This is a genomic window from Streptomyces sp. NPDC089424, assembly GCF_044749345.1.
Lineage (GTDB): Bacteria > Actinomycetota > Actinomycetes > Streptomycetales > Streptomycetaceae > Streptomyces.
Map to the genome: position 1 here is coordinate 749231 of NZ_JBIVHU010000002.1, position 25883 is coordinate 775113.

The following is a 25883-nucleotide window of genomic DNA, read 5'->3' on the forward strand; positions in this document are numbered from 1 at the left end:
CTCATGTCCGTTCCTGCCTCAGCTCACGGTGACGCGGGCGAAGGCGCTGGTGGTGTCGCCCTTGTCGTCGGTGACGGTCAGATGTGCCGTGTACGTGCCGGGCCTGGCGTAGGTGTGCGTGGCCGTCGCGCCCTCGGGGCCGGTGGGCCTGGTGTTGTCACCGAAGTCCCAGTGGTACGAGGCGACGGTGCGGCCGGCGAGCGGTTTCACGGTGCTGGTGAGCTGGACCGCGAGGGGGGCCGCGCCGGAGGCCGGAGCCGCCTTCACGGTGACCTTGGTGCCCGGGTGCTTCTCGACGCCACGCCCGTTGAAGTGCAGCCAGTCCAGGGCGAGCAGGTCAGGCTTGTCGGCGGCCCACTGCGGGTTGGAGAAGACCACGTACAACGGGGCGGTGATACCCGCGAACTTCAGGGGTGTCGTCGGTGAGACGACGTTGCCCCAGCCCCCGGTGCTGGGCACGTTCACGCTGCCGAGCAGCGAGCCGGTGGGTGAGCCGGAGCGGAACTCGACGGTTCCGCCGAGGCCGCCCGAGGCCGCGCCGACGGTCACCGAGTCGATGCCCTTGAGGTGCACGGGATCGAAGCGGATCCAGTCGCCGTCCTCGATCTCCGTCAGCCGCTTGCCTCCGGAGGCGTCGGCGCGGTCGGCCACCACCACGCCCTCGTGGGCGCCGCCCGTGGAGGTGTGGTGCTCCGCCTCACGCAGGGCGGGGCGCAGGGTGAGCGAGGTGGACCCGGTGAGCGCCGGTGCCCCGGGCGCGCCCTTGTCCTCGTACTGGGCGGTGATCCCGTAGTAGAGGTTCTGGCCGGGGCCGTGGCTGTCGCCGGCGTCCGTGCGGATCTCGCCGGCGCATCCGGTGTAGTTGTCCAGCGGATGCAGATGCGAGTCATGGCCGAGCTGCGACTGGACGACCACCCGCGAGCAGTCGATCTCGCCGTCCTCCCGGTCCTTCACCTTGACCTTGAACGGGATGGTGTCGCCGAAGCTGAACATCCCGCCGTTGGGCGGCTGCTGGATGGTCACCTCGGGCCGGGAGTTGCCGACGGTGATGTCGGTGACGGCGAGAGCGCTGAGGTTTCCGGGGGCCGTGACCGTCAGCCGGGCGGTGAAGCGGCCCACGGTCCGGTAGACATGGGTCGGGTTGGCGACCGTCGAGTCGGTCGTGCCGTTGCCGTCGAAGTCCCAGGCGTACGTCATGGGGGCGCCACTCGGCAGGCCCGAACCGGCGCTGGAGAACTGGACCTTCAACGGCGCCTTGCCACTGTCGGGCGTGGCGCTGACCTTGGCGTCCGGCAGCCGGTCGTCGCCGACGTAGTCGATGCGGTAGATGCCCGACCCCTCGTTACTGCCGCCGCGGCCGGTGCCGCTGCCGAGACCGAAGTCGATGACGTAGAGCGCGCCGTCGGGCCCGAAGTCGGCGTCGAAGGGCTGGTTCCACTTCATGTCGCCGAAGATCCCGTTGATGGAGTGCAGATCACCGGCCTTCACCGGCGCGAAGCGGGGATCGGTGAACGTCTGGTCCTTCTGCTGGAACGAGAACGCCTTGAACCAGGTGCGGGTGAGCTCGTAGTTGAGCCACTTCCCGTCGAAGTACTCCGGGAACTTGGTGCGGTAGGTGTTCTCCGGGTCGTAGTCGTAGACCGGACCGCCCATCGGCCCGCCGCCACCCGTGCCCACTTCGGGGAACTCGGGGGAGGCGGAGTAGGCGTACCAGACGGTGGCCGGCTGGGCGGGCGGCAACTGGGTGAGCCCGGTGTTGTTCGGCGAGTTGTTGACCGGGGCGGAGCAGTCGAACTTCGGACCCGACGTCTTCGTCGTGAAGTCGTAGTCGTTGAAGGGGGTGTTGTTGCCGATGCAGTACGGCCACCCGAAGTTGCCGGCCTTGGTGATGCGGGTGTACTCGACCGTGCCCTCCGGGCCGCGGTCCGCCTTGGCCTCGCGGGCGTCGGGACCGTAGTCCGCCACCATCAGCGCGCCGCTGTGCGGATCGGTCGTGATGCGGAAGGGGTTGCGCATGCCCATGGCGTAGACCTCGGGGCGCGTCCTGTCCGTTCCCGGCGCGAAGAGATTGCCCTCGGGGATGCGGTAGGTCCCGTCGTCCTGCGGGGTGATGCGCAGGATCTTGCCACGCAGGTCGTTGGTGTTGCCCGAGGTGCCCTGGGCGTCCCACGCGCGACGGCCCGCGCCCTCGTCGATGGGCGTGAATCCGTCCGAGGCGAAGGGGTCGGTGTTGTCCCCGGTCGCGATGTAGAGGTCGCCGTGCTTGTCGAAGGTGAGCGAGCCGGCCATGTGGGAGTTGGCCCTGCCCTCGCCGCGCAGGGTCGGTATCGCCAGCAGCCGCTTCTCCGAGGCGGGGTCGATCGTGTTGCCGGTCACCGTGAACCGCGACAGGTTGATCTGCTTCTCGGTCTTGTCGGAGTTCAGGAGATACAGCCAGTGGTTCTCGGCGAAGTCCGGGTCCAGGGCCAGGCCGAGAAGGCCGTCGGACTGACTCGTCATCTCCGGCGTGTAGGCGAAGTCCAGGGCGGTGGTGACCTTGAGCGTCTGCTGGTCGATCACCTTGACCTTGCCGGTGCGCTGGATGAAGAACACGCGCCGGTCGGGCGCCACGGCCAGTTCGAAGGGGTCGGCCAGATCGCTGGTGGCCAGCGGGGTGCGCTGGAAGGCGCCGGTCTTGGTGGCGGTGCAGTCGCCGGGCTTGTCGCCCGCGGCCCACTGGATGCCGCCGAGCAGATGCCTCAGGAACGGGGCCTCGCTGAACGCGGCCTTGTCGTGGCCGCCGGCGGTGAACCAGGAGCGTCCGCCGTCGTAGTTCTGGCACCAGGACCACGGATGGTCGACGCCCTCGTCAAGGCCGGTGATGCCGTCGCGCACCTTGATCTGGGCGAGCGTGTGGACCTTGCCGGTCGGGTTGGTGCGCCAGTTGTACCACTCCTCGGAGCGCTCCCAGAGCTCCGGCAGGCCCTTGGTGGAGGGGTGCGCCTGGTCGAGGACCTTGACCCGCCCGGTCTGGACGGCGGGGTGCTTGTCGAAGATGGCGCCGACGAGTCCCTCGTACCAGGTCCAGTCGCGCTCGCTGGCCGAGGCGGCGTGCAGACCGACCCAGCCGCCACCGCCACGCACGTACTTCTGGAGCGCGGCACGCTGCGCGGCGTCGAGCAGATCGCCGGACTCCGGCGTGGAGTTGGTGTTGTTGAAGACGATCGCCTGGAAGCGCGCGAGGTTCGCGTCGGTGAAGGCGGCGGCGTCGTCGGTGGCCTCGACCTCGAAACCGTTCTCGCTGCCCAGTTTCTCGATGGCCTCGATCCCCGCGGGGATGGAGTCATGGGTGAAGTTGGTGACCTTGGAGAAGACCAGGACCCGGTAGGCCGCGGCCGCTTCCGCGCGTGGGGGCGCGGCCAGCCCTAATCCGACGAGGAGCGCGAGAAGCGCCGTGGCGACGGTGGCGGGAAAGAGGACTCTTCGGCGGAGCCGGGTGTGATGACTGCTCAATGTGCGCTCCCGGTGCTGGTATGCGGACCGTGATCTGGAAAGCGCTTTCTGGTATACGTCGCACAGCGTAGGTTCCGGCTTCACAGGGGGTCAATGGGTCGGATGCGGCCCGTGTGAGGCGCCGTCGGCCACTGACGGGGCGTCATGTCGCCCGCTCCGGGCGCCGCCGCGTCCCCGGTCCGGCGGTGCCGAGTGTCTTTTCAAGGGCGCGTCGCGTTTCTGCAACCGGAGGCCGACTTCAGGCACTCCTGACCCATGCGTGCGCGTGGCCGACCACCTCGTGCGCGCGGCACCCAGCCGAAAACGCGGCATCCACCGCATCAACCGCATCAACCGCATCAACCGAGGAAGAAAACGAGGATTCATCGTGTTGCTGTCGCCACGCCGACGTCTGACCGTCGGCGTCACCGTGATCACCGCCCTCGTCGGGGGAATCGCTCCTCTCACCACCGCGTCGGCCGCTCCCGCCGCGCCCCGTACCGTCGCCGGGGCGCCCGTCTCCCCCGCACCGGACATGGGCGGGGTCGTCGCGGCCCTGAACGGGGCGATGGCCAAGGGCGCTCCGGGCGCCATGGCGCGCTACAGCGCGCCGGACGGGGTCCGCAGCCGCGCCGTCGGAGTCCGCGACAGAGTGTCGGGGGCGCCGATGGACATTCACGCGCGCTTCCGGATCGGCAGCGTGAGCAAGACCTTCTCCGCCGTCGTGCTGCTCCAACTGGTGGAGGAGGGCAGGCTGGAGCTGGACCGGCCCGTCAACGACGTGCTGCCGGGGCTGCTGCCCGACGACCGGATCACGGTCCGTCATCTGCTCACCCACCGCAGCGGCCTGGCCGACTACACCGAGGCCATGTTCCAGCACACCGTGCCCGGCTTCGAGGCCGTTCGCCACCGCGTCTTCAGCTACCAGGAGCTTCTCGACCTGTCCCTCGCCGAGCCGCCCACCACCGAGCCCGGCGCCGCGTACAAGTACTCGAACACCAACTTCGTGGTCGTCGGCATGCTCATCGAGAAGCTGACGGGCCGTCCGGTGGCCGACGCCTACCAGCGCCGCGTCATCAAGCCGCTGGGGCTGCGTCAGACCTCGTACGTGCATCCCGACACGCGTATCAAGGGACTGCGGGTCCGGGGCTATCTGCACCCCGACGAGGCCGGCGCGCCGCTCGTGGACTCCACCGAGCAGACCGTGTCCTGGGCGCAGTCGGCCGGCGCCGTCATCTCCAGCCCCGCCGACCTCAACACCTTCACCAGCGCGCTCATGCGCGGCCGGCTGCTGTCCCGGGCCACGCTGGAGGCCATGACGACGGTGACACCGACGGACACGACCAACACCCGCTTCTACGGGCTCGGTCTGCGCCGCTACGACCTGTCCTGCGGTACGCGGGTGTACGGCCACACCGGCACCGTGCAGGGCTACTACACCTACGCCTTCTCGACCCGCGACGGCCGCCGCAGCCTGTCGGCGATGGCGAACACCTCCAACCGCGGCGAGGCCAACACGGCGCTCGGTGACACGCTGGAGGCCGCGTTCTGCGGGAAGCGGCCGGCGCCCGCGCCGTCCGCGCGCACCGCCACCGCGCCGGTGCGGGACACGCAGTCGCTGCCGGCCGAGCGCGACCTGCCCGAGCGGCGCTGATCCCTCGCCCCGGGGGACTCGGGCGTGGTGGTGAGGGCACAACCCCTTCACCACCGCGCCCGCGGCGCGCGCTTTTTGCGGTCGCGCACATATCACCGGGCGATTCCGGGGCACCCGCCTGGCATGGCGATCGAGGGAGGGGAAAGCCCGTGCTGATGCTCGCCGTCCTGCTGCTGCCCGGTCTCAGCCTGCTGCTGATCATGATGAGCCGTATGGAGGACAAGCTCAACGAGGATCCCCGGCCCGGCCGGCACGCCCGGCGCCGTCGCCATCTGCGGCTCGTCCACGGCGGCCTGAAGGGTGGCGGCAGGGCGGCCGGCGGCACCGGCGCGGGCGATACGGACCGGCGGACCGCGGCGGCCTGAGCCGCTCACCCCGTCCTTCGGGACCCGGGTGTCACAGACGGTGGGGCCGGCCTGTCTGAACTGCGTACCCGGTACCCGATCAGGAGATCCCCATGGAACCCCGCCTGAACTTCTTCGGCAACGCCTTCGCCGGCAAGGTGCTCCGCCACATCAACACCGCCAACAAGGTCGTCACGGAATCCACCCTCCCGACCACCACCCAGGAACTCGTCAAAATCCGCGCCAGCCAGATCAACGGCTGCGGCTTCTGCACCGACATGCACACCAAGGACGCCACCCACGCCGGCGAAACCCAGCAACGCCTCAACCTCGTCGCCGCCTGGCGCGAAGCCACCGTCTTCACCGACGCCGAACGCGCCGCCCTCGAACTCACCGAACAAGGCACCCGCACCGCCGACGCCGCCGGCGGCGTCACCGACGAAGCCTGGAACAACGCCACCAAGCACTACGACGAAGACCAACTCGCCGCCCTCATCTCCCTCATCGCCGTCATCAACGCCTACAACCGCATCAACGTCATCAACCAGCAGCCCGCCGGCAGCTACCAGCCCGGCCAGTTCGGCTGATCACACCGTCCGTCTCCCCGTCACCCCGACCTCCGTCGGGGAGACGGACCGCCGCGGCTGAGGGCCGCCGCAGGCACGGCCACACTTGGAATCGGGCGAGACCGTATCGAATGAAACGTGGCTGCTACTGTGCATCCATGGCCGCCGACGCACCTGACGAATCCGCCACCTCACGTGCGACCGACCGTCCGGGGGACGCCTCGCCCTTCGCGCTCGGCCTGCTGCTGCGCCGGGCGCACTGGCGTGCCGCCGCGGTGATGACGGAGGCGCTTCGGCCGCTCGGCATCGAGCTGCGCCATTTCGCCGTGCTGATCGTGCTGGTGGAGCACGGGCCCACGATGCAGCGGGACTTGGCCGCCGCCACCGGGTCGGACAAGGCGGGGGTCATGCGGGTGGTGGACGATCTGGAGCGCCGGGGGCTCGCCGAGCGCAAGGCCGTTCCGGGGGACCGCCGGGCGCGGGCCGTGGAGATCACGCCTGACGGCCTCGCGCTCTTCGACGCGGCCCATGTGGCAGCGGGACCCCTGGCCGAGCGCCTGGTCGCCGAACTGGCCCCCGGGGAGCCCGAGCAACTGGCGGACCTGCTGACCCGCTTCGCCTATCCGCGCGGCGAAAACTCCTGAACGCGCGCGGCCGACGGGGCCGTGACGGCGCCGTATGACGACCTGGACGCGGGCGTCACACGGTGCCTGCGCCCCTGGGGTCAGCGCGCGAGCCGTTCCGCGAGCGCCTTGGCCTTGGTCGCCGCGTCGGCGAACGCGCGCTCGCGGGAGGCCTCGTAGAGGGGGACGAGATCGGACATGGCCGCGTTGCGCGGGGCCATGGTCAGTTCCGGGACGATGAAGTCGGGCTCCAGACCGAGGCTGCCCTTGAGGACGGCCTCCAGGTAGTTCTGCACGAACTCGAAGCCCTCACGGGGAGTGCCCGGCGCGTAGGAGCCGCCTCGGCTGGCGACGACGGTGACCGGGGTGCCCTCGGCGGACGGCGCCTCCCCGGTGGTGCGGCCGGGCAGGATGACGTTGTCCAGCCATGCCTTGAGGGTCGACGGGATCGTGAAGTTGTACATGGGGGCGCCGATCAGGATGGCGTCCGCCCGCTCGAACTCCTCGATGAGTGTCATGCGCACGGCAAAGGCGGCGGACTGCTCCGGGGTGCGGTCCGCCGGGGCGGCGAAGGCGGCGGCGTGGGCGTCGATGCCGATGTGGGGGACCGGCGCGGCGGCGAGGTCGCGGTAGATCACCGTGCCGTCGGGGTGCTGCTCCTCCCAGGCCTTGCGGAAGGCGTCCGTGACCGCTCGGGACGCGGACAGGCCGCCCGGATACAGGGACGAGTCGATGTGCAACAGCGAGGCCATGGGCTTCCTCCGGGGTGCGGCAACCAGGGCGACAGGGCCGTGGGCTGCGGATTCCTGCTCGGTGACCGTTACAGCCGAGACGGTATCGAGTGATACTATCGTGAATGCAACCAGTATGAATGCCGAGCACCCGGGAGGTGGAGACGATGTCGGACGTCTATGAGGCGGTCACCAGCAGACGGGCGGTACGGGCCTTCACCGACCGGCACGTCCCGCGGGAGGTGCTGGAGCGCGTGCTGTCCGCGGCGGCCTGGGCACCCTCCGGGTCGAACCTTCAGCCCTGGCACACCTACGTGCTCACCGGCGACGCGCTGGCGGAGCTCAAGAAGCGCACGGGCAGGCGGTTGGCCGCGGGCGACGCCTTCGACCAGCCGGAGTACCAGCAGTACCCGCCCGTACTGAAGTCCCCGTACCGCGAGCGCCGGTCCGCCTTCGGTGAGCAGCGCTACGGCGCGCTCGGCATCCCGCGCGAGGACCTGGAAGCCCGCCAGCGGGCGTCCGCCGAGAACTGGAACTGCTTCGGCGCCCCCGCCGCCCTGTTCTGCTACGTCGACCGCGACATGGGCCCGGCCCAGTGGTCCGACGTCGGCGGCTATCTGCAGACCGTCATGCTGCTCCTGCGCGCCGAGGGTCTGCACAGCTGCCCGCAGATGGCGTGGGCGAAGTTCCACGCGTCCGTCGCGGCGATCGTGGCACCGCCGGACGATCTCCTTCTCTTCTGCGGCATGTCGATCGGCTTCGCGGACGCCGGCTCGCGGCAGCCCCGCACGGGCCGGGCACCGCTCGACGAGACGGTCACGTTCGTCGACACGCCGGGCGCCGCGTCCCTTCGGCGTCCGCCCGAGCGGACGGCGGGCCGCGCGGCCTCGAAGCCCACCCGGCCACGGATCACGAGCACGGCTCCCGCGAGGCGTCCCGCGTCTCGGCCTCGGCGGGTACGGGGCGTCGTCGCGCGCCTCGGCGACGGCCTCACCAGGCGCATGGGCCGGCTCGCGTCCCGGATCGGGGTGCCGCCCGCCGGCTGAGAGCCGGTCCCGATCCGTGGCGTGGCTCGGCGTGGCGTGGCAAGAGAGGTTGATCAATGAGGATTGCTTGTGGCCGGGTTCCGGTCGCAGGGGTGCGCCCGGGCTTCGGTCACGACGCGACGCGGGGACGTGACCTCCGCGGACGCCGGCCCGCGAACGGCGACATGGGTCCGGACCAGGGGCCATGTGCCCCGGTGCCGGGCCCGCGGCCCGACGGCGGCTTCGGCCGGTCGCGGCGGCTGATCAGCACCGCACACCGCACGGCCGGTCGGTCCCACGACCGGCCGCGCAGCAGTGGTCCCGGTCCGTACCGGACCGAGGAGCCCCCGGAGGCATCGGCCGACCCGGGCGGCGAGGCATCGACCTATTCCTTCTCGCGGAGCGCCATGTGAGTACCATCGCTTTTCTCGGCATCGCCATGCACGGGCACGTCAATCCGACGCTGCCGCTCGTGGCGGAGCTCGTACGACGTGGCCACTCCGTCACGTACCACACCTCCCCCGCCTTCTTCGGCCGGATCGCGGCCACCGGCGCGAAGGTGTTCCTCTACCCCGGCGCCGACCAGCCGCTCCCCGATCCGCCGATCCCGCTCACCCTGATCGAGGGACTGACGGACACGGCCACCCACCTGCTGCCCCCGGTGCTCGAAGACCTGCGCGAGATCCGGCCCGACCTGATCGTGCACGACAACACCTGTCCGTGGGGCGCCGTCGCCGCTCGCGAACTCGGGGTGCCGGCGGCGTCGTCGTTCACCACGTTCGCGTTCAACCGGCGGGTGCACAGCCCCACCCGCGCCTCGCGTGACCTGCTGGTCGCGGCGGCGGCCCGTCCCGGCAGCCTCCGGCGCCACCTGCGCTCACGTCTGCGACTGCGCCACGACTACGACACGAAGGGGCTGCCCTGGTTCGACATGCTGAACATCCGCCAGCCCCTCAATCTCGTCTACACCGCCCGGGAGTTCCAGCCCGCCGCCGACAGCTTCGACGAGAGCTACCGGTTCGTCGGCCCCAGCATCGGCGCCCGGCCGGCGGATCCGTCGTTCTCCGTCGAGCGGCTGCACGACCCCGTTCTCTACGCGTCCCTGGGCACCGTGTTCAGCGCCGACCCGCGCATCCTGCGCAGTTTGGCGACCGCGCTCGCGCCCCTGGGCGGCACCGTGGTCGTCTCGACCGGGCAGACCGAACCCGACGCGCTGGGCCCCCTGCCGGCCAATGTGCTCGCCCGCCGCTTCGTCCCGCAGCCGGAGGTGCTCGCGCGTGCCGCGCTGTTCGTCACCCACGGCGGGATGAACAGCGTCAACGAGGCCATGTACGCCGGGGTCCCGATGCTGGTCGTGCCGCTGGGCGCCGACCAGCCGCTGGTGGCCCGCCGCGTCATGGACCTCGGCGCCGGACTGTCACTGCCTCCCCAGGACGTCACCAAGGAGTCCGTACGTGCCCTCGCACGGCGGCTGCTGCGCGAGGACCACTTCCGCGAGTCCGCGGCCACCCTGCGGGACGCCCTGCACGCGGCGGGCGGCTACCGGCGCGCCGCCGACGAACTCGAACGGTACGTGCGTGCGGCCGGGTCGTCCGGCGCCTCGGTGCGGCGAGGCTGATCGATGTCACTTGTCGTCGTCCTCCTGCTGCTGCTCGCGGGGGTGTCGGAGGCCGCCGGGCGCATCCTGCCCCTGGCGGTGCGCCGGCCCGGCATGCCGCGGAGCCTGGTGGCCTCGTTGCTGCTGGCCGGCGGACTCGTCGAGGGCGTGGTGTTCGCGCTGTGGCCGCTGACCGCGTGGACCCTGGCCGAACTGGTGCTGTCGTCCCCGCCGCCCGGTGACGGGCTGGTGTGGACGCCGGGCGTGGCCGCACCGCTGGTGCTCTCCGCCGTCCTCGCGTTCCCCTGGCTCGGCCCCGTGCTGCACCTGCTGCTCTTCGTCGGGGTCGGAGCCGGTCTCGCCGGGCCCCTCGCCACGGCGACCGAGCTCGGCTGGTGGACCGCCGTGGGGTGCGTCGCCGTCGCGGGCGCCGGACTCGGTGCCGCCGTCGAGGCCGTCCGCCGGGTCGTCGTCCGCCTCAGCGCCGCCGGAACTCGGGAGTCGCTCGCATGAACAGCTTCCTGCTCTGGGTCTTCGCGATCGGGCCCGCCCTGCTGGCCGAAGCCCTGCTGGCCCGCTACGAGGTGCTGGCCTACGGCGCCGGCTGGCGGGCCCCGGTCACCGTGCTGCCCCGGGGGGTGCCCTACGCCCGGGGCGCCGAGCCCGACACTCCCCCGGACGCCTACCTGGTCTACCTCGACGGCATCGGCAAGCGGCGCGTGCGCGACAGCCGGGACGGCGGCCAGCTGGTGAAGGCCCTGCTCGCCGGGGCGCCGGAGCTGCGGGTGCTGGGCCAGGTGCAGCCGTACTCGCCGCTCGCCGACCCGCTCGCCGACCGGCCGGTGTGGGCGTGGCTGCAGCGCCGCGTCGGACTGCTGCTCTTCCTGCACAACGTCATGCAGATCTTCGTCGCCGCCGACCGCCGCTACCGCCCGTTGTACAACCGGGCGGTCGGCTCCCAGATCGCCACGCAGCTACGGCTCGCGGGCTACCTGCCCGACAGCGGCATCCCGGTGGTGCTGCTCAGCTACAGCGGCGGCGCGCAGGTCGCCTGCGGCGCCGTCGCCGAACTGCACGCGCAACTGCGCTCCCCGCTGCTGCTGATCACGCTCGGTGGTTTCCACAACGGCGCCAACGACCTCACGCATGCCGACCACCTCCACCGGCTGACCAGTGCCGGCGACCGGATCGAGCGGCTCGGCACCTGGATCTTCCCGCAGCGCTGGCCGCTCGTGCGGGCCAGCGCCTGGAACCGCGCCGTCCGGGCCGGGAAGATCACCTCGCACCGGCTGGACCCGGCCACGCACGTCGGTCCGCTCAGCTACATCAGCCCCGCCGCGCAGTTGCCCGACGGCCGCACCCACCTCGCCCGCACCGCGGAGACGGTGATCGCCCTCGTCCGCGCCCACCGCGGCACGACCCTGACGGCGGATCGCTCGTAGCTCTGCCACGACGCGCGGGGCCGCACTCCCGACGAAGCCGTACGGCCCGCCCGGACGCGGCGCAGCAGACCGACCGTGACACCGGCGCCCGCCACATCCCCAGCACCGAACCAACCGCCCCGAAAGGGACCACAGTGACGTCCGCAGCACCGCCGCGAGGCACCGCACCCACCCCATCCGGGCCGGCCCGGACCCGGCCCAGGAGAGGCCGGGCGCTTGCTGCCGTCACGCTCGCCGCGCTCGCCCTCACAGGCTGCCGAACCGACTTCACCTCGCCCTCCGAGGCCCGCGCGCAGGCGCTGGAGGACGCCGGGGCCGTCACTGCAAGGCCGACGGAGTCCACGATCGCCGCGCGCCCCGACCTACCCGTCGACTGCGAGAGGGCCAAGTGCATAGCCCTGACCTTCGACGCCGGCCCCGGCAGGGACACGCCCGAGCTCCTCGACATCCTCAAGAAGGAGAAGGTCCGCGCGACCTTCTTCCTGCTGGGCAGAAACCATGTGCTCAGGTATCCGGAGACCGTTCGCCGCCTCGCGGCGGAGGGCCACGAGGTGGGCAACCACACCTGGACCCACCAGCGTCTGGACAGGCTCGACAAGGACGCCATACGGGACGAGCTGGCCCGCACGCAGGACGCGATAGCCGACGTCACCGGCCGGAGGCCCACGCTGATGCGGCCTCCGCAGGGCCGCACCGACGACGAGGTCACCGCCGTCTGCAAGGAGCTCGGCCTCTCCCAGATCCTGTGGAGCACGACCGCGAAGGACTACGCGACCAAGGACTCGGCCCTGATCCGGAAGCGCACCCTGGACCAGGCAGGCCGGGACGGCATCATCCTGCTGCACGACATCTACGACGGCACCGTGCCCGCCGTGCCGGGCATCATCGCGGAGCTGAAGAGACGCGGCTACACCTTCGTCACGGTGCCCGAACTCCTCCATCCCGCCCGGCCGGTGCCGGGAGCGGTCTACCGCCCCTGAAGCAGAGTTGGGCGACCCCAGCCCAGGGCGCAGAGGTACGGGGGCCGCCCGGGCCCTGCGGCCCGGTTGGCGCAAGGCACTTCGACGCTAGGTCCCCACGCCCCGCCGGGCCCGCTCGGCGGGGCCGGGCGGGTGACCGCCTCGGCCCGGCGGTTCACTCCAGGCCGACGCGCGTGCCGTGCTCGGTGAGGAGGTCGAGCACCTCGGCGAACACGTCGTAGGGCCGGCCGTCCGGGGTCAGCCTGCGGGACAGATGCTCGCGGGCGGTCGCCGAGTCCCGCCAGCGCAGGGTCGCGGGGACGCTACGCCCGAGGGCGCCGCGCAGGCAGTCGTCGACGGCCGCCAGGCAGCCGCCGAGGTAACCGCCCGGCCCGTGCACCGCTTCGCCGAGCGCGAGGTAGAGGCCGGGTTCGTCGGTGACGTGCCGCCCGTCGAGCTCATGGGCGTGACCGGCCGGCCTGTCGGCGGGGGCGCGCAGGAAGACGCGCTGTTGCACCAGGTCGAGCCAGGCCCCGCGGCGCCGGGTGTCCAGAGCGGACCAGGCGGCCGGGGTGTCCGGTGGTCCGCCGAGCCACCGCTCCCAGACCGGCCGCGCGTACTCGGGAACGGGCGCGAAGTGCCTGCCGTCGAGCTCCAGGTCGATCAGATCGGCACCGTAGGACGACGGGCGCCAGGCGATGACCTCGGTCCACAGCAGTCGCCGGTCCAGCGGCTCGCCGCGGGCGTCCTGTGTCTCCAGCGCGACCTGCTCCAGGTCCAGCGCCCGCCGGCTGCCCCGGGCGAGGGCCGCACGCAGCGGCTCCCGCGGCGCGAGTCCCCGCAGGACGAGCGGGGGCGCCACCGGCTCGGCCGGCAGGACGCGGGTGAACTCCTGGCAGGAGCCCAGCCATCGGCGCCCGTCATGCACGCGCACGCCGCCCCGGTGGCCTTCGGGCGGGCCTTCGAAATCGTCGAGGCCCCTGAGCACGAGGCTGTCCGTCCCCGACGGTCGTCCCGCGCTCTCCGCGTCCTCCAGCAGCCAGGGTTCGAGTGCCTCGTCGTCCGGCACGAGCCACACCCGGTCGCCGACCCACCCGCGTACCTCGGGACCTTCCGGCACCCACCCGAACAGTTCGTACGTCCCCCGCTGCGGCTGCCCGAAGAGTCCGTCCACCGCGACGCACACGCCCAAGGCGTCGCCGTGTTCCGTCCTGCTCAGCGTGTGACGCCCGCGCGCGCCGCTCTCCGTGTGCACCAGGGCATCCTGCCCGGCCCGGCGCTCAGGACGAAGCCCTTTTCCTGGCCCTTGCCGGTCTCGTCTCAGGGGCTCGGGCGGGTGGTGACGAGTTCGTCGAGGGCGGTGCGCCAGTGGTCGCCTAGGCAGTCGATGCCGGTCAGGGCGTCGTCGTGGACGACCGTGAGCCGGGCGTTGTCCTGGTACGTCGTCAAGGCGGTGTAGCAGCGCAGTCCGCCCGCCAGGGCGATGAACATGGCGGCGCGCGTGGCCCGTAGGCCCTGGTGGGTCAGCTCGGGCCCGGCCTCCATCGTGGACGCCAGGGCGGGGACCGCCTCGGCGTCGGCCAGCCGCAGGGCCGCCCGCATGCCGACGGCCGGAGGCAGGCTGCGCAGCAGGACGCGGGCGGCGTGCCGATGGTGGCTGCGCCGGAGGGGTCCGGTCTGGGAGATGACGTGCCGCAGAGCCCCGTGGGAGTCGCCGTGTGCGCAGGGCAGGGTCACCCGTGCGGTCACCAGCGCGTTGCCGACGGCCAGTTCCTGACCCGGCGCCCGCACCGACAGGGGCATCGAGATCGGCATCGGGGGGTGCGTCCGGCCGGTGCGCTCCACGTGCCAGCGTCGGACGGCCTGCGAAAGGGCCGCCAGATAGACGTCGTTGACGGTGCCGCCGTGGAGGCGGCGCGCCGCGTGCAGCCGGTCCAGGGCGGCGTCGGCGTGGAACATGCTCTGCGTCCCGGCGGAGGCGCCGGCGAAGGCCGGGGGCACCTCGGGGGAGCGCAGGGCCCGCAGCGCCTGCCCCGTCACCGATGTGAACCCGCGCAGGCCGGGGGTCACCGCGGGATGCGTCCGTGGCCGCCAGCCGGGCCGGTCGTCCAGCAGGGCACGGGTGATGCAGACGGCGGCGGCTCCGTCCCTGAGCGCGTGGTCGGAACGGAAGCACAGCGAGTGGCCCCGCGCTCTGGGGATCAGCCACAGGTCCCACGGCGGCCGGCTCGACGTCAGCGGAGTGCTGATCATCCTGCGGTCGGCCGCCCGGTCCGCGTCGTCCGGGCTCTCGTACTCCTCCCGCGTGAGGTCGAGCCGGTGCACGTGCTCGTCCACCGCGAGCGCGGTGACGGCCCGCAACTCTCTCTCGTCACCGTCGACCTGGTAGTGCAGGGAGGCGATGTCCGCGACGCGTTCGGCGACCCGGGCGCGCAGGCTGGACAGGGTAGGGGCGGGGCCCTCGAAGTCGAGCATGATGCCCATGGGCAGCGGACCGGCGGCCACCGCGCGGAAGGCCCGGTCGACCGCCCCCAGGTTCCTGGGTGGACGAGGCGAGGTCGAAGGGGACGGCTGCATGGCGGACCTCTCGGAACGTGACTGACGGGTCGTCTGGCGTACAGCCTGGCAGGAACATCCGCGGCACGGAGAACCCACCGGCCGGGTCAGAACCCCAGCATCAGCACCACCCCCGACACCAGCGCGAACCCCAGCACGAACAGCCGCATCCTGCGGCCGTCCAGGCGCCCGTGCGTCACGCGGCTGAGCCACGCGCCCGCCGCGATCGCCGGGAGCAGGACCGCCGCCTGGGTGAGTTCCGCCGGTTGGGCCTTCCCCGCGGCGAACAGCAGTGCCAGGGAGGCGACTTCACCGACCAGGAAGCACGCCGCGACGGTGGAGCGCAGTTCGGCCGGCGGCCGGTGCTGGTAGACGAGCGCGAGCGGGGGGCCGCCGACTCCCGTCGCGGTCTCCGTCAGTCCGGTGACGGCGCCCGCGCCGACGTAGGCGGCCCGTCCTGGTGTGAAGGCGGGCGCGGCAAGGCTCACGGCGGCCGCGAGGACGGTGGCGGCGCCGACGAACAGGCCGAGACTCCGTTCCGGGATCAGCCGGAGCAGGGCCAGCCCGGCGGGAGTGGCGGCGAGCCGCGCCCCGGTGATCCAGCCCGCGCCCCGCAGATCGAGCGACGCCCGTTCGCGCCAGGCCACGTACAGGTTGAGCGGGATCATCGACGCCAGCACGAAGACCGGGACCAGACCGGGGTCGAGGATGCCGGCCACCGGCGCGACGATCAGCGCGAATCCGAGCCCGCTGCTGCCCTGGACGAACGCCGCGGCGGCCACCGTCAGGGCGAGGACCGCCAGGGTCTGGGTACTCACCGTGCCGCACTCCGCTCCCGCTCCCGCTCCCGCGCCCGCGCCCGCGCCCGCGCCCGCGAGGGTGGCGCGTGCCGGCATCCGTCATCGCGGGCCCCGTCGATTCGGCCGTCAGTATGTGAGGGCTTGCACCCACCGTCAAGATTCGGGCGGCTGCCGTGCTGGAGGCGTGCAGCGAGGGCCGGCCGGACGGCGAAGGGCGGGGCCGCTGGATGCGGTCCCGCCCGTGCGCGTGCTGCTCCGGGACGTCAGCGCAGGCCGAAGGCCCGGGTGATCGTCTGGATGACGGTGTTGCCGGCGCTGTCCCTGCCGGTGACCCGCAGGGTGACGAAGTCCGCGCTCCTCGGGGCCTTCAGGCTCGTGCGCCAGCCGTCACCGTGACGGTCCACGTCCGACCGGTGCCAGGTCGCCCCGTCGTCGTAGGAGACCTCGACGGAGAGCTTCCCGACGGTCGCGGCCGTCCCGGGCAGATGTGACGCCGTCACCGTCAGTCCGGCGCGCCGGTCGGCCCGGCCGGCCTTGTCGGTGTCCACGTCGTAGTCCAGCTGGATCAGCGGGAGCGCCTCGGCCGACTCGGTACCGGTGACACCGGAGGTGAAGGTCCACTCGGTCGAGGTGTGTGTCGAGTACGGGTGCTCCCAGGCGCCGCGGTCGTTGTCGACCACCAGCCGGTAGGGCAGGCGCTCGGCGGGGAGTTCGGGGGTCGTGAGCCGCTCGGCGTTGCCCCAGTCGAGCTCGCGGTCTCCCTGGTGCAACGACACCCGGTTGACGGCGTCGTAGTTGCCGTACGCGTCGCCGACATGGCCGGCTCCGGAGTCCCCCCAGCCCGGGGCGGGGATGTACATCGTGTCGAGGTAGCGCACCGGCTGGAAACCGCGCGCGCTCATCCGGGGCCGCTGGACGGGGCCGAACCACTTGACGTCACCGGTCCTGCGGGGCGCGTAGCGCAGGACGTCGATCGACTGCTGTCCGGTCTCCCCCACGACGTGGGCCGCCTCCAGCCAGTCCGCGCCGGCGGTGACCCAGTCGGTCCGCTCCCCCTGGGCGGGCGCCGTGAGCTGGTTGCCGGCGGTCCAGCCCTCCCACAGGTCGTAGCGGAACTCGTTGGCCTTGCCGGGCCGGGGGTTGCGGAAGGAGACGTCCACCCGGCCCAGTTCGCGCGGCTCCACGCGCCAGGTCGGGTCCGCCGGGACCGCGCCGCTCCAGTGCCGCACCACGTCGTAGGCGTAGTCGGTGGTGGGATGCGAGGTCACCTTCAGTGCGACCGCGCCGCGCCGCAGCCGGTCGATCAGGTCGGCGCCCTGGTCGGCGTTCAGCGTCGCCACGGTCAGCGGGGCCGGACTCGCCGGGCTGAAGGGGTGCTCGTCCCAGGGCTGCAGGCGGCCGATGCCGTCGTTCACGACCAGGAGCAGCCGCGCGCCCGCCGCGGCGGCGGCCTCCGCCTGCTCCCGGATCTCGGCCGTGTCGCCGCGCCGCACCACGACGGCCTTGCCGCGCACGTCGTGCCGGGCCAGGGCGTCGGGCGTCCCCGCGTCGGCGAAGACCGCCTTCAGGGTCCTGGTCCCGGCAGGGAGCGGCTGGGCGGCGCGCTTGACCAGCGGGTCGTCATAGGTTCGGTTGCCCGTGCCCACGGTCAGCGCCGGCTGTTCCAGGCGGAAGCGGGCACCGAAGTCGAAGGCCCCCTCCGTGACCTTCCGGCCGGTCGGCAGCGCCCAGATGCTGTCGTAGGCCGGGTTGGGCAGCATGGAGGACGCGAACAGGCTGTCGCCGAAGGACCGTTGGACGTCCAGTCGGGGTGCGACGGCGGTGGTCTGCCGGGGTGCGCGCGCGACGATCCGGCGCGCCTCGCGGGCGTCCAGGGTGACCGTGCGGTCCTGGTCGAGCCGGACGTCGTTGAAGGCGAGCAGCGCCATGCCCAGCGAGTGGGGTCCCTCGGCCCCCGCCACGTCGGCGGTCAGCCAGCCGCTGTAACTGCCCTCGGGAAGGCGGGCCGTGCCGGTGCCGGACGCGTCGAGGTCCAGCACCTCGAAGCGGCCCTTGGATAGGAGGTAGACCCGGCCGGACAGCGGTCGGCCCGAACGGTCCTTGGCGACGACGGTCAGTTCGCGCCGCAGCCCCTCCCGGGCCCCGCCGATCAGGGTGCGGGCCCGGACCTCACCGGCCCCGTCCGTGGCGGTGATCATGCCGCTGACCGGCCGGTCGGCAGGAAGCAGCGGAAGGTCCGCGGTGAGGGAGACCGAGGCGGTGCCGTGGGCGGGTACGGTGATCCGGCCCTCGGAGAGGCCGAACAGCCCCGCCGGGGCGCTGTCGGCGTCGATCGCGAGGTCCAGGTCGACCGGGGCGTCCCCGACGTTGGTGTACGTCACCTTCCGGACGTCGGTCTCTCCCGGCTGCGCGGGCGAGGTGTGGAAGCCGGAGTAGGCGCTGACGGTCGCGAAGACCGAGGCACGCACCGCCGCGGCGGCGTCGAGCCGTCCGGCGCCCGCCTGGTACGGCGTGTACGCCGGGGTGGCCTCGGCGCTGGACACCAGCGCCTCCTTCAGGCGCGCGCCGGTCCAGTCCGGGTGCGCCGCGGCCAGCAGCGCGGCGGCGCCGGCGACGTGCGGTGTCGCCATCGACGTGCCGCTCATCGTGGTGTAGTGGCCCGTGCCGCCCCGCTGGTAGTGGGTGCGCGCCGCCAGGATGTCGACGCCCGGCGCGGTGATCTCGGGCTTGAGGCCGGCGTCGCCGTCACGCGGGCCCTGGCTGGAGAACTCGGCGAGCCGGTCCGCCGCGTCGACGGCGCCGACGGTGAGCGCCGAGTCCGCGGCACCGGGGCTGGTGACGGACTTGGGGCCGCCGTTGCCCGCGGCGACGACGAACAGCGCGCCCGTCTCGCGGCTGAGCCGGTCGACGGCCTCGCTCATCGGGTCGGTGTGGTCCCCGCCGCCGCCGAGGCTCATGTTGACGATCTTGGCCTGCTGGTCCCGGGCGGCCCATTCCATGCCCGCGATGATCCAGGACTCCTGGCCCCGGCCCTCGTTGTCGAGGACCTTGCCGATGCCCAGCCGGGCGCCGGGGGCGACGCCCCGCTCCTTGCCCTCGGAGGCGCTGCCGGTGCCGGCGATCGTCGAGGCGACGTGCGTGCCGTGACCGTGGTAGTCGGTGACGTCCTCCTCGTAGGGGACAAAGGTGGCACGGGCGTCGACCTGTTCGGCGAGATCGGGGTGTTCGGGGTCCACGCCGGTGTCGAGGACCGCGACCTTCACGTCCTTGCCGGTGTTCCCCTTCTCCCACACCTCCGGCGCGCCGACCTGCGCGGTCGACTCCGACAGGTCGGCCCGCACCCTGCCGTCCAGCCACACCTTGGCAATGCCGTTCGTGAAGGCGGGCCGCGCGCCACGGGCCGTCGCCGGGGCCGGGTCGCCGGTGAGCGCGGACCAGAACACCGTTGCCTTCTGGCGGTTCTGGGCCAGGGAGGCGCCCTGCATGCTGTTCAGCCGGCGGACGACGGTCGCGCCCGCCACGTCCGGCCGGGTCCGTGACCTCGCCGCCGCGTCGGTGTACCGCACGATGAGCGGTAGCCGGTCGGCGTGCGCGTCGTCGTAGCCGTCGGCGATCAACTGCGTCACGTTGAACAGCCGTTTGTCGAGCTTCCCGGCGCTGACGTAGGGCAGCACGGAGTCCGGGTAGACGTAGGTCGCGCCGTCGAGGACCGCCCGGTGGTAGCCGGTGGTGGTGCCGTTCGCGCCTTCGAAGGACCGCACGACGGTGCCGTCGGCGGCGGTGCCGATGGTGACCTTGTCGCCGGTGATCAGCGTGACGGTGTGGGTGCCGCCGTTGCCGGGTGACCGTGGTGCGGTGCCGGCGGACGGCGCGGCACCGGCCGGGTGCCCGGGTACGGCGGTCGCGGCCGGTACGGCCCCGAGAACCAGGGCCGCGACCGCGCCGAGCGCCAGCAGGCCGGGCCTGGGGTGGGGAACCATGTGCAAGAGGACTCCTCAGACCGTGGTGAAGAGAGGAAGACCCTGATCGTCGGGCCACCCCCGGCCGTGCTCAAGAGCCGGGTGGCGTCGCGGTTGTGCCATGGCGCAGTTGCGACGCGGGACGCGTCCGGTGGCCGCGACGGTTCGGGGCGGCAAAGGAAGCCGTTTTCGGGGCACTTGTGGGTCGCACGGTCGCACGCCGCACAGAGCAGGAGGGGTTCGAGCATGCCGCACATGGACGAATTCACCGACCGCCTCGATCCCGACATGTATGTGGTGACGGCCGTGGCGGGCGAGGAGCGCGCCGGATGCCTCGTCGGGTTCGCCTCGCAGTGCTCGCTGCGCCCGGTGCGGTTCGTGGTGTGGCTGTCGGAGGCGAACCGCACGTTCCGGGTGGCGCGGTCCGCGCGGTTCCTGGCCGTCCATCTGCTGGGCCCGGAGCAGTCGGGGCTGGCGGAGATCTTCGGTGGGCGGACCGGCGACGACGGGCACGACAAGTTCCGGGACGTCCGGTGGCGACCGGGGCACGGCGGCACCGCGGTGCTGGAGGACGCCGAGGCGTGGTTCGTCGGCCGGGCCGTGGAGCGGGTCGGCGGAGGCGATCATGTCGGGTTCGTCCTGGACCCGGTCGAGTGGGGCGCGCGGGACGCCTCAGGCGGGCCGCTGCTCCGGCTCAGCGACACCTACGGCATCGAGCCCGGCCACCCCGTGGAGTGATCAGCGCGACCACACCCGGTCCCGCGGCCCCTCCGCTGTCCGGTCCGGTGTCCACTCCGGCACCCAGGTCCCGGCGGCGTGGTGGCCGTCCGCCATGGCGGCGAGGTGGGCGCGGAGGGTGGCCAGCGCCGGGTGCGGGTCGTCGCGGCGCCACACGAGGGAGTGCGGGTAGACGGGTGTCGGGCCGGTCACCGGGATGCGGCGCAGTCCGTGGCCGGCGGGCCAGACGAGCCGGGTGTGCCCGCCCATGAACGTGGCCAGTGCCGGGGTGTCGGCGATGGTGTCGAGGAGCGCGTCGGAGCCGAAGTTGGGGCCGGTGGCCTCGATGGTGAGGCCGAACTCGGCGACGAGGTCGTCGTAGTAGGCGGCCCACTCGGTTCCGGGGACGATGCCGGGCATCCAGATCCGGTGCCCCACGAGCTCGGCGAGGGTCACCGCACGGGCGCCCGCCAGCGCGTGCGCGGGGCCGGTGAGGAGCTGGAGCGGTTCGTCCAGCACCCGGACGGAGGCGATGTCCTCGGGCAGCGGCCGGCCGGGCGCGCCGACGGCGCGGAAGGACGCGTCGACGGCGCCGGAGCGGATCGCCGCGACGGCCGTCTCGATGTCGAACAGCATCACCACGTCGAGCTCGATCTCGGGGTACGCCCGGTGGAAGCCGCGCAGGAGGCCCGACGCGGCACCGCGCGAGGCGATGATGTCGACGCGCAGCGGGCGGCGGGCGGTGTGCACGGAAGCGGCCGCCCGCTCGGCGACGCGCAGCAGTTCGCGGGCGTGGGGAAGGAACGCCTGGCCGTCGATGGTGAGTCCGGCGCCGCGCGGGGTGCGCGTGAACAGCCGCACCCCGAGGTGGCGCTCCAGTGAGGCGATGCGCTTGGAGACGGCCTGCTGGGTGACGGCGAGCTCGGCCGCGGCCTCCTGGAACTGCCCCGCGTCGGCGGCGACGACGAACGTGCGGACGGTGTCGAGGTCCATGCCGACACCCTAGGGCCACAACCATTGGTTGTGGCACACCGGCTCCGTGGTTGTTTGACCTGGGTCGACGGCGCTCGTTTTGATGCCTCCGGTCGCGGATCAGTTGTACACGGCGGAGGCGGGAGGGGGTCGGCCATGAGGTACGGGCAGCGGCTGGGCCGGCGGTTCGGGTGGCTGTGGGCGGCGTACGGAACCAGTGCGCTCGGCACCTGGCTCGCCTTCGGCGCGTTCCCGTTGATCGCCCTCCAGGTGCTGCACGCCGGGCCGGCCGGGGTCGCGGCGCTCTCCGCCGTGGGGGCCGCGGTGGGCGCGGCCGTGGCGGTGCCGCTCGGCCCGTGGGTGGAGTTCCGCCGCAAACGGCACGTGCTGATCGCGACGGACCTTGTGCGGTGCGCCGCGCTGCTGACGGTCCCCGCCGCGTACGCCCTCGGCGCGCTCACCTTCCTTCAGCTCCTGCTGGTCTCGGTGGTCGTCGCGGCGGCCGACATCACCTTCCGGGCCGCCTCCGGCGCCTACCTGAAGGCGCTGCTGCCGGCCGAGCACCTGCTCGTGGCCAACGCCCGGTTCGAGTCCACGGCCTGGACGGCCACGATCGTCGGGCCGCCGCTGGGCGGTGCGGCGATCGGCCTCCTCGGTCCGACGGTCACCGTGTTGGCCGACGCGGTCAGCCACCTGGCCTCGGCCCTGGGCATCCGCGCGATCGGTGGGCACGAGCCGCCGCCCGAGCGCCGCGAGGCCGGGCGCCTGCGGGCCTTGGACCTGCTGGACGGCTGGCGGTACATCCTCGCCGACGCCACGCTTCGTCCGCTGTTCCTGAACACCGCGCTCTTCAACGGACTGGTGATGGCCGTCTCACCGCTGCTGGCCGTCCTGATGCTCGGGCACCTCGGCTTCGCGCCGTGGCAGTACGGCCTGGCCTTCGCCGCGCCCTCGGTCGGCGGGCTGCTCGGCGCCCGGCTGGCCCCGCGCCTGGTCACCCGGTTCGGGCAGCACCGGGTCCTGGTCACGGCCGGGTCGCTGCGCGCGGCCTGGCCCGTCGGCCTGGCCTTCCTCGGGCCGGGCACCGGCGGGCTGCTGCTGGTGACGGGCGTCGAGTTCGCGCTCATCCTCTGCTGCGGTGTCTTCAACCCCGTCCACGCCACCTGCCGCCTGGAGCGCACCCGGGCCGACCGGGTCACCCGCACCCTGACCGCCTGGGCGGTGACGACCCGGGCGTCGACCGCGCTCCTGACGGCCCTCTGGGGCGTGCTCGGCGGCCTGCTCGGCCCGCGTACGGCCATCGGCCTGGCCGGTGTGCTGCTGCTGGCGACCCCGCTGCTGCTCCCCCGCCGCGCCGCCGCGTGACCGCGCTCAGCACGGTTCGCGCCAGGTGCCCAGCTCCAACTTCTTGCGCATCGACGACAATTTCAGTTGCCGGGCCTGCGCGCAGAAGCTTCCGGTGGTCCGCGCGTACTCCACGTGGAAGACCGCCTTGCCGGCGGCGATGAAGGGTGCGAGGAGCGCGCACTCGTCGAACTGCGCGCACTCCTCGTTCACGGCGAAGTCGAAGTCGTCGAGCAGGTGGGGGATCTGGGCCAGGTCGTTCTTGAGACCCACGGCAAGGCCGCGGTCGTGGGCGATGTCGGCGATCATGCGGTTGTAGCGGAGCTGGTCGCTCGCGGTCAGGGGGAATCCGGTTTCGTTGGCGTAGCCCTCCACCAGGTCTGGTTCCACTGCGTCGAAGCCCTTGTCGCGGCACATGTCGAAGCGGCGTTCCATGAGGGGCCGCAGGACGCCGATACGGCGGATGTCGAGCCAGCGTTCGCCGTGCCAGCCGTTGGGCCTGCCCAGCAGGGAGCGCGGGAAGGCCTTCCGGTCGGGACGGTAGTCCTCCCAGGCGCCGACGTTGATGTAACAGATCACCTTGCGGCCGTCGCGGTGCAGGCGGGCCACGTCGTCGGCGCTGTTCTCGAAGCCGTCGATGTCGTAGACGGGCACGTCGACGGACGGGTCGACCTTGCCGTCGAGCTGCCACTGCCAGGCGAGTCCCGGCCGCGGCTGCCACAGCGCGCGGGGCGCGCGCTCGGGCTCCTCGGAGCATGCGGCGAGGGTGGCCAGGAGCAGCAGCACGGCGGTGCAGGCCGCGACCGGCCCTCTCACCGGTCCGCCTCGGCCAGCGCGGGGGTCAGCCCCGACCAGGGGTTGGGCGGCTCGCCCGTCACCGGCCCGCACACCGCCGCGCCGCGCTGGAGCGCGGTGCGCACGGCGAGCGGAACCAGCGGGGCGGGCACGCCGTAGACCAGGTGGCAGAACCGTTCGGGCGGCTGCCGCTCGGTCCACGACGGGCGGCTGAACGACGAGACGTACGTGGACCAGTGGCCCTCGAAGGTGACGGTCAGGTCGGCGAGGGCCACGTAGCCGGGGGCGGGGTGGACGCCCGGGTTGAGGACCACGGTCGACACGCCCTGCTTGCGCAGGGAGCGCACCAGACGCCGGCAGGCCGGCAGTCCGTCGGGGTCCGCGGTCGTCTGGTCGAGGAAGCAGCCGTCCGCGGCGTACCACTCCTGGTGCCGGCGCATGTCGGCGATCACCTGCGCCGGTTCGCGCGCCCCGTAGTCCGTGTCGACGTAGCCGAGCAGCCGGGCCCCGGCCGCGCGCAGCGCCCGCGCGGCGGCGAGGAACGCCGGGTCCTTCACCTCACCTGGTCCGTTCGCGGGGTTGAGCACGACCGCGTGGGTGCGGGCGGCGCAGGTGATGAGGCGGTGCCACGCGGCCGGGTCCTCGGCCGGGTGGACGTAGAGCGGGATCAGCAGGCTCACGGTGCCGGTACCCCTTCGGGGCGCGGGGACCGGACCGCGCGCGCGGCCCACAGGGCCGCCACCGACACGTCGAGGCCGTGCGTGGGCCGCCAGCCGAGGGCGTCGCGTGCGGCGCTGATGTCGGAGCACTGCCAGGACACCTGAGCGGAGCGCGCGGACCCGCCGCCGCCCGCTTCGGTGATGCGGCCCCGGAACCCGGCGGCCGTCGCCAGCCTCCGCACCAGCTCCCGTACGGGGACCGCCTCACCGCCCCCGATGTTGAGAAGGGGCGGCAGCGGACCCACGGCGGTGGCCGCGAGCTCCGCCGCGGCGGCCACGTCGCGTACGTCCACGAAGTCGCGGTGCGCCGAGAGGTCGCCGAGCCGCAGCGTCGCGTCCGGATCGCGCCCGGCCTCGCCGAGCAGCGCGGCGACCCGTCCGGGCAGCCCGGTGGGCGGGGCCCCCGGTCCCACCGGGTTCCCCACCCTCAGCACCACCGCGTCCAGACCCGACGCGGTCACCGCCACCGTGCCCGCCAGCTTGGTCGCGCCGTAGGGCCCGACCGGGCCGGCCGGGTCCGACTCCCGCACCCGCAGGCCCGGTGTGCCGGGTCCGTACTCGGCGGCCGAGCCGAGATGGACCAGGCGGGCCGCGGGAGCCGCCTCCCGCAGTGCGGCGCACAGCGCGGCGGGGCCGCGCGCGTTGACCTCCGCGAGGGTGACGGCGTCGCCCCCGGTCGCGCCCGCGCAGTTCACGACGACCGCGGGCGCGGCCCCGGCCAGCGCCTCGGCCAGTTCGCGCGGGCCGCCACGGGCGAGGTCGACGGCGACGTCGGCGTCGGGTGAGCGGCCGCCGACGAGCAGCTGCGTGCCGGGGCGGGCACGCAGCCGCTCGACGACGTGTCCGCCCAGGTAGCCGGTGGCGCCGAGGACGAGGATGCGCATCGGTGCTCAGGCTCCTTTGAGCAGCAAGGACTTGCGGCTGGTGAACTCCGCGTTGGCCCGGTCGTAGTCGTCGGGGCGCCCGATGTCCAGCCAGTAGCCGTCGAACTCGTAGGCGTGCGGCGGCTGTCCGGCCGCGAGCAGATCCAGCACCAGCTCGTCGAAGCCCAGCGGAAGGCCGGGCGTGTAGCCGTCGAGGGTGGTCCGCGAGACGCCGTAGACGCCCATGGACACCCGGTAGTCGATGCTGGGCTTCTCGGTGAAGGCGACCACGCGGCTGTCGTCCGTCGTCAGCACGCCGAAGTCGATGTGCACCTTGCGGGCGTACGTGGCGATGGTCAGCGGCGCCGCCGACTCCTCGTGCCGGCGCAGCACGTCGGCGTAGTCGAGGTCGGTGAGCACGTCGCCGTTCATGACCAGGAAGTGCTCCGGGAGACGCTCGCGCAGTTGGAGCAGCGGACCCATGGTGCCGAGCGGGCTCTCCTCGGTGGCGTAGTCGACTCTCATGCCCCACTGCGCGCCGTCGCCGACATAGGCGCGGATGATCTCGCCCAAGTGGCCTATGGCGAGGGTGCAGTGGGTGAAACCGGCCGTGGACAGCTGGCGCAGCACGATCTCCAGGATGGCGTGCTGGTCGCCGATGGGAACCAGGGGCTTGGGCAGCGCCGTGGTGTACGGCCGCAGCCGAACGCCCTTTCCTCCGGCCAGGATGACTGCGTGCATGGCAT

At 72.8% G+C, this 25883-nt stretch carries 21 protein-coding genes and 1 pseudogene; 11 read left to right on the forward strand and 11 right to left on the reverse strand.

All coding sequences use genetic code 11. The features are described from left to right. Positions 1–18: 18 nt before the first annotated feature. A complete protein-coding gene (locus tag ACIP2X_RS10995) occupies positions 19–3492 on the reverse strand; it encodes a ThuA domain-containing protein (protein WP_401670393.1) in 3474 nt (1157 codons plus the stop codon). A gap of 367 nt (positions 3493–3859) precedes the next feature. Between ACIP2X_RS10995 and ACIP2X_RS11000 the strand changes: the two genes are divergently transcribed. The 4 genes from ACIP2X_RS11000 (at position 3860) to ACIP2X_RS11015 (ending at position 6679) form a co-directional block, all read left to right on the forward strand. Beyond that, the gene (locus ACIP2X_RS11000; protein WP_401670396.1) at positions 3860–5125 is read left to right on the forward strand and encodes a serine hydrolase domain-containing protein; all 1266 of its coding nucleotides are present in this window, start codon (positions 3860–3862) and stop codon (positions 5123–5125) included. Between the two features lie 149 nt (positions 5126–5274). Continuing rightward, entirely contained in the window at positions 5275–5490 is a 216-nt protein-coding gene (locus tag ACIP2X_RS11005; RefSeq protein WP_401670400.1) for a hypothetical protein, read from the forward strand. A gap of 92 nt (positions 5491–5582) precedes the next feature. After that, positions 5583–6056: a carboxymuconolactone decarboxylase family protein gene (locus ACIP2X_RS11010; RefSeq protein ID WP_401670286.1), complete on the forward strand. Its 474-nt coding sequence runs from the start codon at positions 5583–5585 to the stop codon at positions 6054–6056. Between the two features lie 137 nt (positions 6057–6193). Further along, positions 6194–6679: a MarR family winged helix-turn-helix transcriptional regulator gene (locus ACIP2X_RS11015; protein ID WP_401670403.1), complete on the forward strand. Its 486-nt coding sequence runs from the start codon at positions 6194–6196 to the stop codon at positions 6677–6679. 80 nt (positions 6680–6759) lie between these two features. On the opposite strand, the gene ACIP2X_RS11020 is transcribed toward ACIP2X_RS11015, so the two are convergent. Next, entirely contained in the window at positions 6760–7410 is a 651-nt protein-coding gene (locus tag ACIP2X_RS11020) for an FMN-dependent NADH-azoreductase (RefSeq protein WP_401670405.1), read from the reverse strand. 146 nt (positions 7411–7556) lie between these two features. Here ACIP2X_RS11020 and ACIP2X_RS11025 point away from each other — a divergent pair. The 5 genes and pseudogenes from ACIP2X_RS11025 to ACIP2X_RS11045 form a co-directional block, all read left to right on the forward strand. Next, positions 7557–8219 (forward strand): annotated as a pseudogene (locus ACIP2X_RS11025) (nitroreductase); the annotation flags it as partial. Between the two features lie 604 nt (positions 8220–8823). Next, the gene (locus tag ACIP2X_RS11030) at positions 8824–10032 is read left to right on the forward strand and encodes a macrolide family glycosyltransferase (protein ID WP_401670407.1); all 1209 of its coding nucleotides are present in this window, start codon (positions 8824–8826) and stop codon (positions 10030–10032) included. Between the two features lie 3 nt (positions 10033–10035). Further along, positions 10036–10524: a hypothetical protein gene (locus ACIP2X_RS11035; protein WP_401670410.1), complete on the forward strand. Its 489-nt coding sequence runs from the start codon at positions 10036–10038 to the stop codon at positions 10522–10524. Further along, a complete protein-coding gene (locus tag ACIP2X_RS11040; protein WP_401670412.1) occupies positions 10521–11453 on the forward strand; it encodes a hypothetical protein in 933 nt (310 codons plus the stop codon). The genes ACIP2X_RS11035 and ACIP2X_RS11040 overlap by 4 nt, the downstream gene beginning before the upstream one ends. A gap of 134 nt (positions 11454–11587) precedes the next feature. Further along, positions 11588–12433, forward strand: coding sequence for a polysaccharide deacetylase family protein (locus ACIP2X_RS11045; RefSeq protein WP_401670416.1), 846 nt, complete (start codon positions 11588–11590; stop codon positions 12431–12433). 154 nt (positions 12434–12587) lie between these two features. Here the strand turns inward: ACIP2X_RS11045 and ACIP2X_RS11050 are convergent, their stop codons facing one another. From ACIP2X_RS11050 to ACIP2X_RS11065, 4 genes are all read right to left on the reverse strand, one after another. Continuing rightward, positions 12588–13667: a hypothetical protein gene (locus ACIP2X_RS11050; RefSeq protein WP_401670418.1), complete on the reverse strand. Its 1080-nt coding sequence runs from the start codon at positions 13665–13667 to the stop codon at positions 12588–12590. Between the two features lie 65 nt (positions 13668–13732). Beyond that, the gene (locus tag ACIP2X_RS11055) at positions 13733–14989 is read right to left on the reverse strand and encodes a wax ester/triacylglycerol synthase domain-containing protein (RefSeq protein WP_401670420.1); all 1257 of its coding nucleotides are present in this window, start codon (positions 14987–14989) and stop codon (positions 13733–13735) included. Between the two features lie 86 nt (positions 14990–15075). Beyond that, positions 15076–15786 (reverse strand): sulfite exporter TauE/SafE family protein, encoded by a 711-nt coding sequence (locus ACIP2X_RS11060; protein WP_401670423.1) that lies wholly within the window; start codon positions 15784–15786, stop codon positions 15076–15078. A 245-nt stretch (positions 15787–16031) separates the two neighbouring features. Next, complete coding sequence (locus ACIP2X_RS11065; RefSeq protein WP_401672297.1) at positions 16032–19748, reverse strand: S8 family serine peptidase; 3717 nt, start codon at positions 19746–19748, stop codon at positions 16032–16034. Positions 19749–19973: 225 nt separating this feature from the next. On the opposite strand from ACIP2X_RS11065, the gene ACIP2X_RS11070 reads away from it, so the two are divergent. Then, positions 19974–20465 (forward strand): flavin reductase family protein, encoded by a 492-nt coding sequence (locus tag ACIP2X_RS11070; RefSeq protein WP_401670426.1) that lies wholly within the window; start codon positions 19974–19976, stop codon positions 20463–20465. On the opposite strand, the gene ACIP2X_RS11075 is transcribed toward ACIP2X_RS11070, so the two are convergent. After that, complete coding sequence (locus ACIP2X_RS11075) at positions 20466–21437, reverse strand: LysR family transcriptional regulator (protein ID WP_401670429.1); 972 nt, start codon at positions 21435–21437, stop codon at positions 20466–20468. It abuts the gene before it with no gap. Positions 21438–21572: 135 nt separating this feature from the next. Here ACIP2X_RS11075 and ACIP2X_RS11080 point away from each other — a divergent pair, with 135 nt between their 5' ends. Continuing rightward, positions 21573–22781 carry an MFS transporter gene (locus ACIP2X_RS11080; protein WP_401670431.1) on the forward strand — a complete coding sequence of 403 codons (1209 nt, stop codon included), beginning with the start codon at positions 21573–21575 and terminating at the stop codon, positions 22779–22781. Between the two features lie 6 nt (positions 22782–22787). Here ACIP2X_RS11080 and ACIP2X_RS11085 read toward each other — a convergent pair whose 3' ends face one another. Genes ACIP2X_RS11085 through ACIP2X_RS11100 form a run of 4 tightly spaced genes read right to left on the reverse strand, consistent with a single transcriptional unit; the run spans position 22788 to position 25878 of the window. Beyond that, positions 22788–23576 (reverse strand): endo alpha-1,4 polygalactosaminidase, encoded by a 789-nt coding sequence (locus ACIP2X_RS11085; RefSeq protein ID WP_401670433.1) that lies wholly within the window; start codon positions 23574–23576, stop codon positions 22788–22790. Continuing rightward, a complete protein-coding gene (locus ACIP2X_RS11090; protein WP_401670436.1) occupies positions 23573–24235 on the reverse strand; it encodes a spherulation-specific family 4 protein in 663 nt (220 codons plus the stop codon). Before ACIP2X_RS11090 ends, ACIP2X_RS11085 begins: the two co-directional genes overlap by 4 nt. Further along, positions 24232–25158, reverse strand: coding sequence for an NAD-dependent epimerase/dehydratase family protein (locus tag ACIP2X_RS11095; RefSeq protein ID WP_401670439.1), 927 nt, complete (start codon positions 25156–25158; stop codon positions 24232–24234). Before ACIP2X_RS11095 ends, ACIP2X_RS11090 begins: the two co-directional genes overlap by 4 nt. Before the next feature lie 6 nt (positions 25159–25164). After that, entirely contained in the window at positions 25165–25878 is a 714-nt protein-coding gene (locus ACIP2X_RS11100; protein WP_401670442.1) for an NDP-sugar synthase, read from the reverse strand. Positions 25879–25883: the final 5 nt, after the last annotated feature.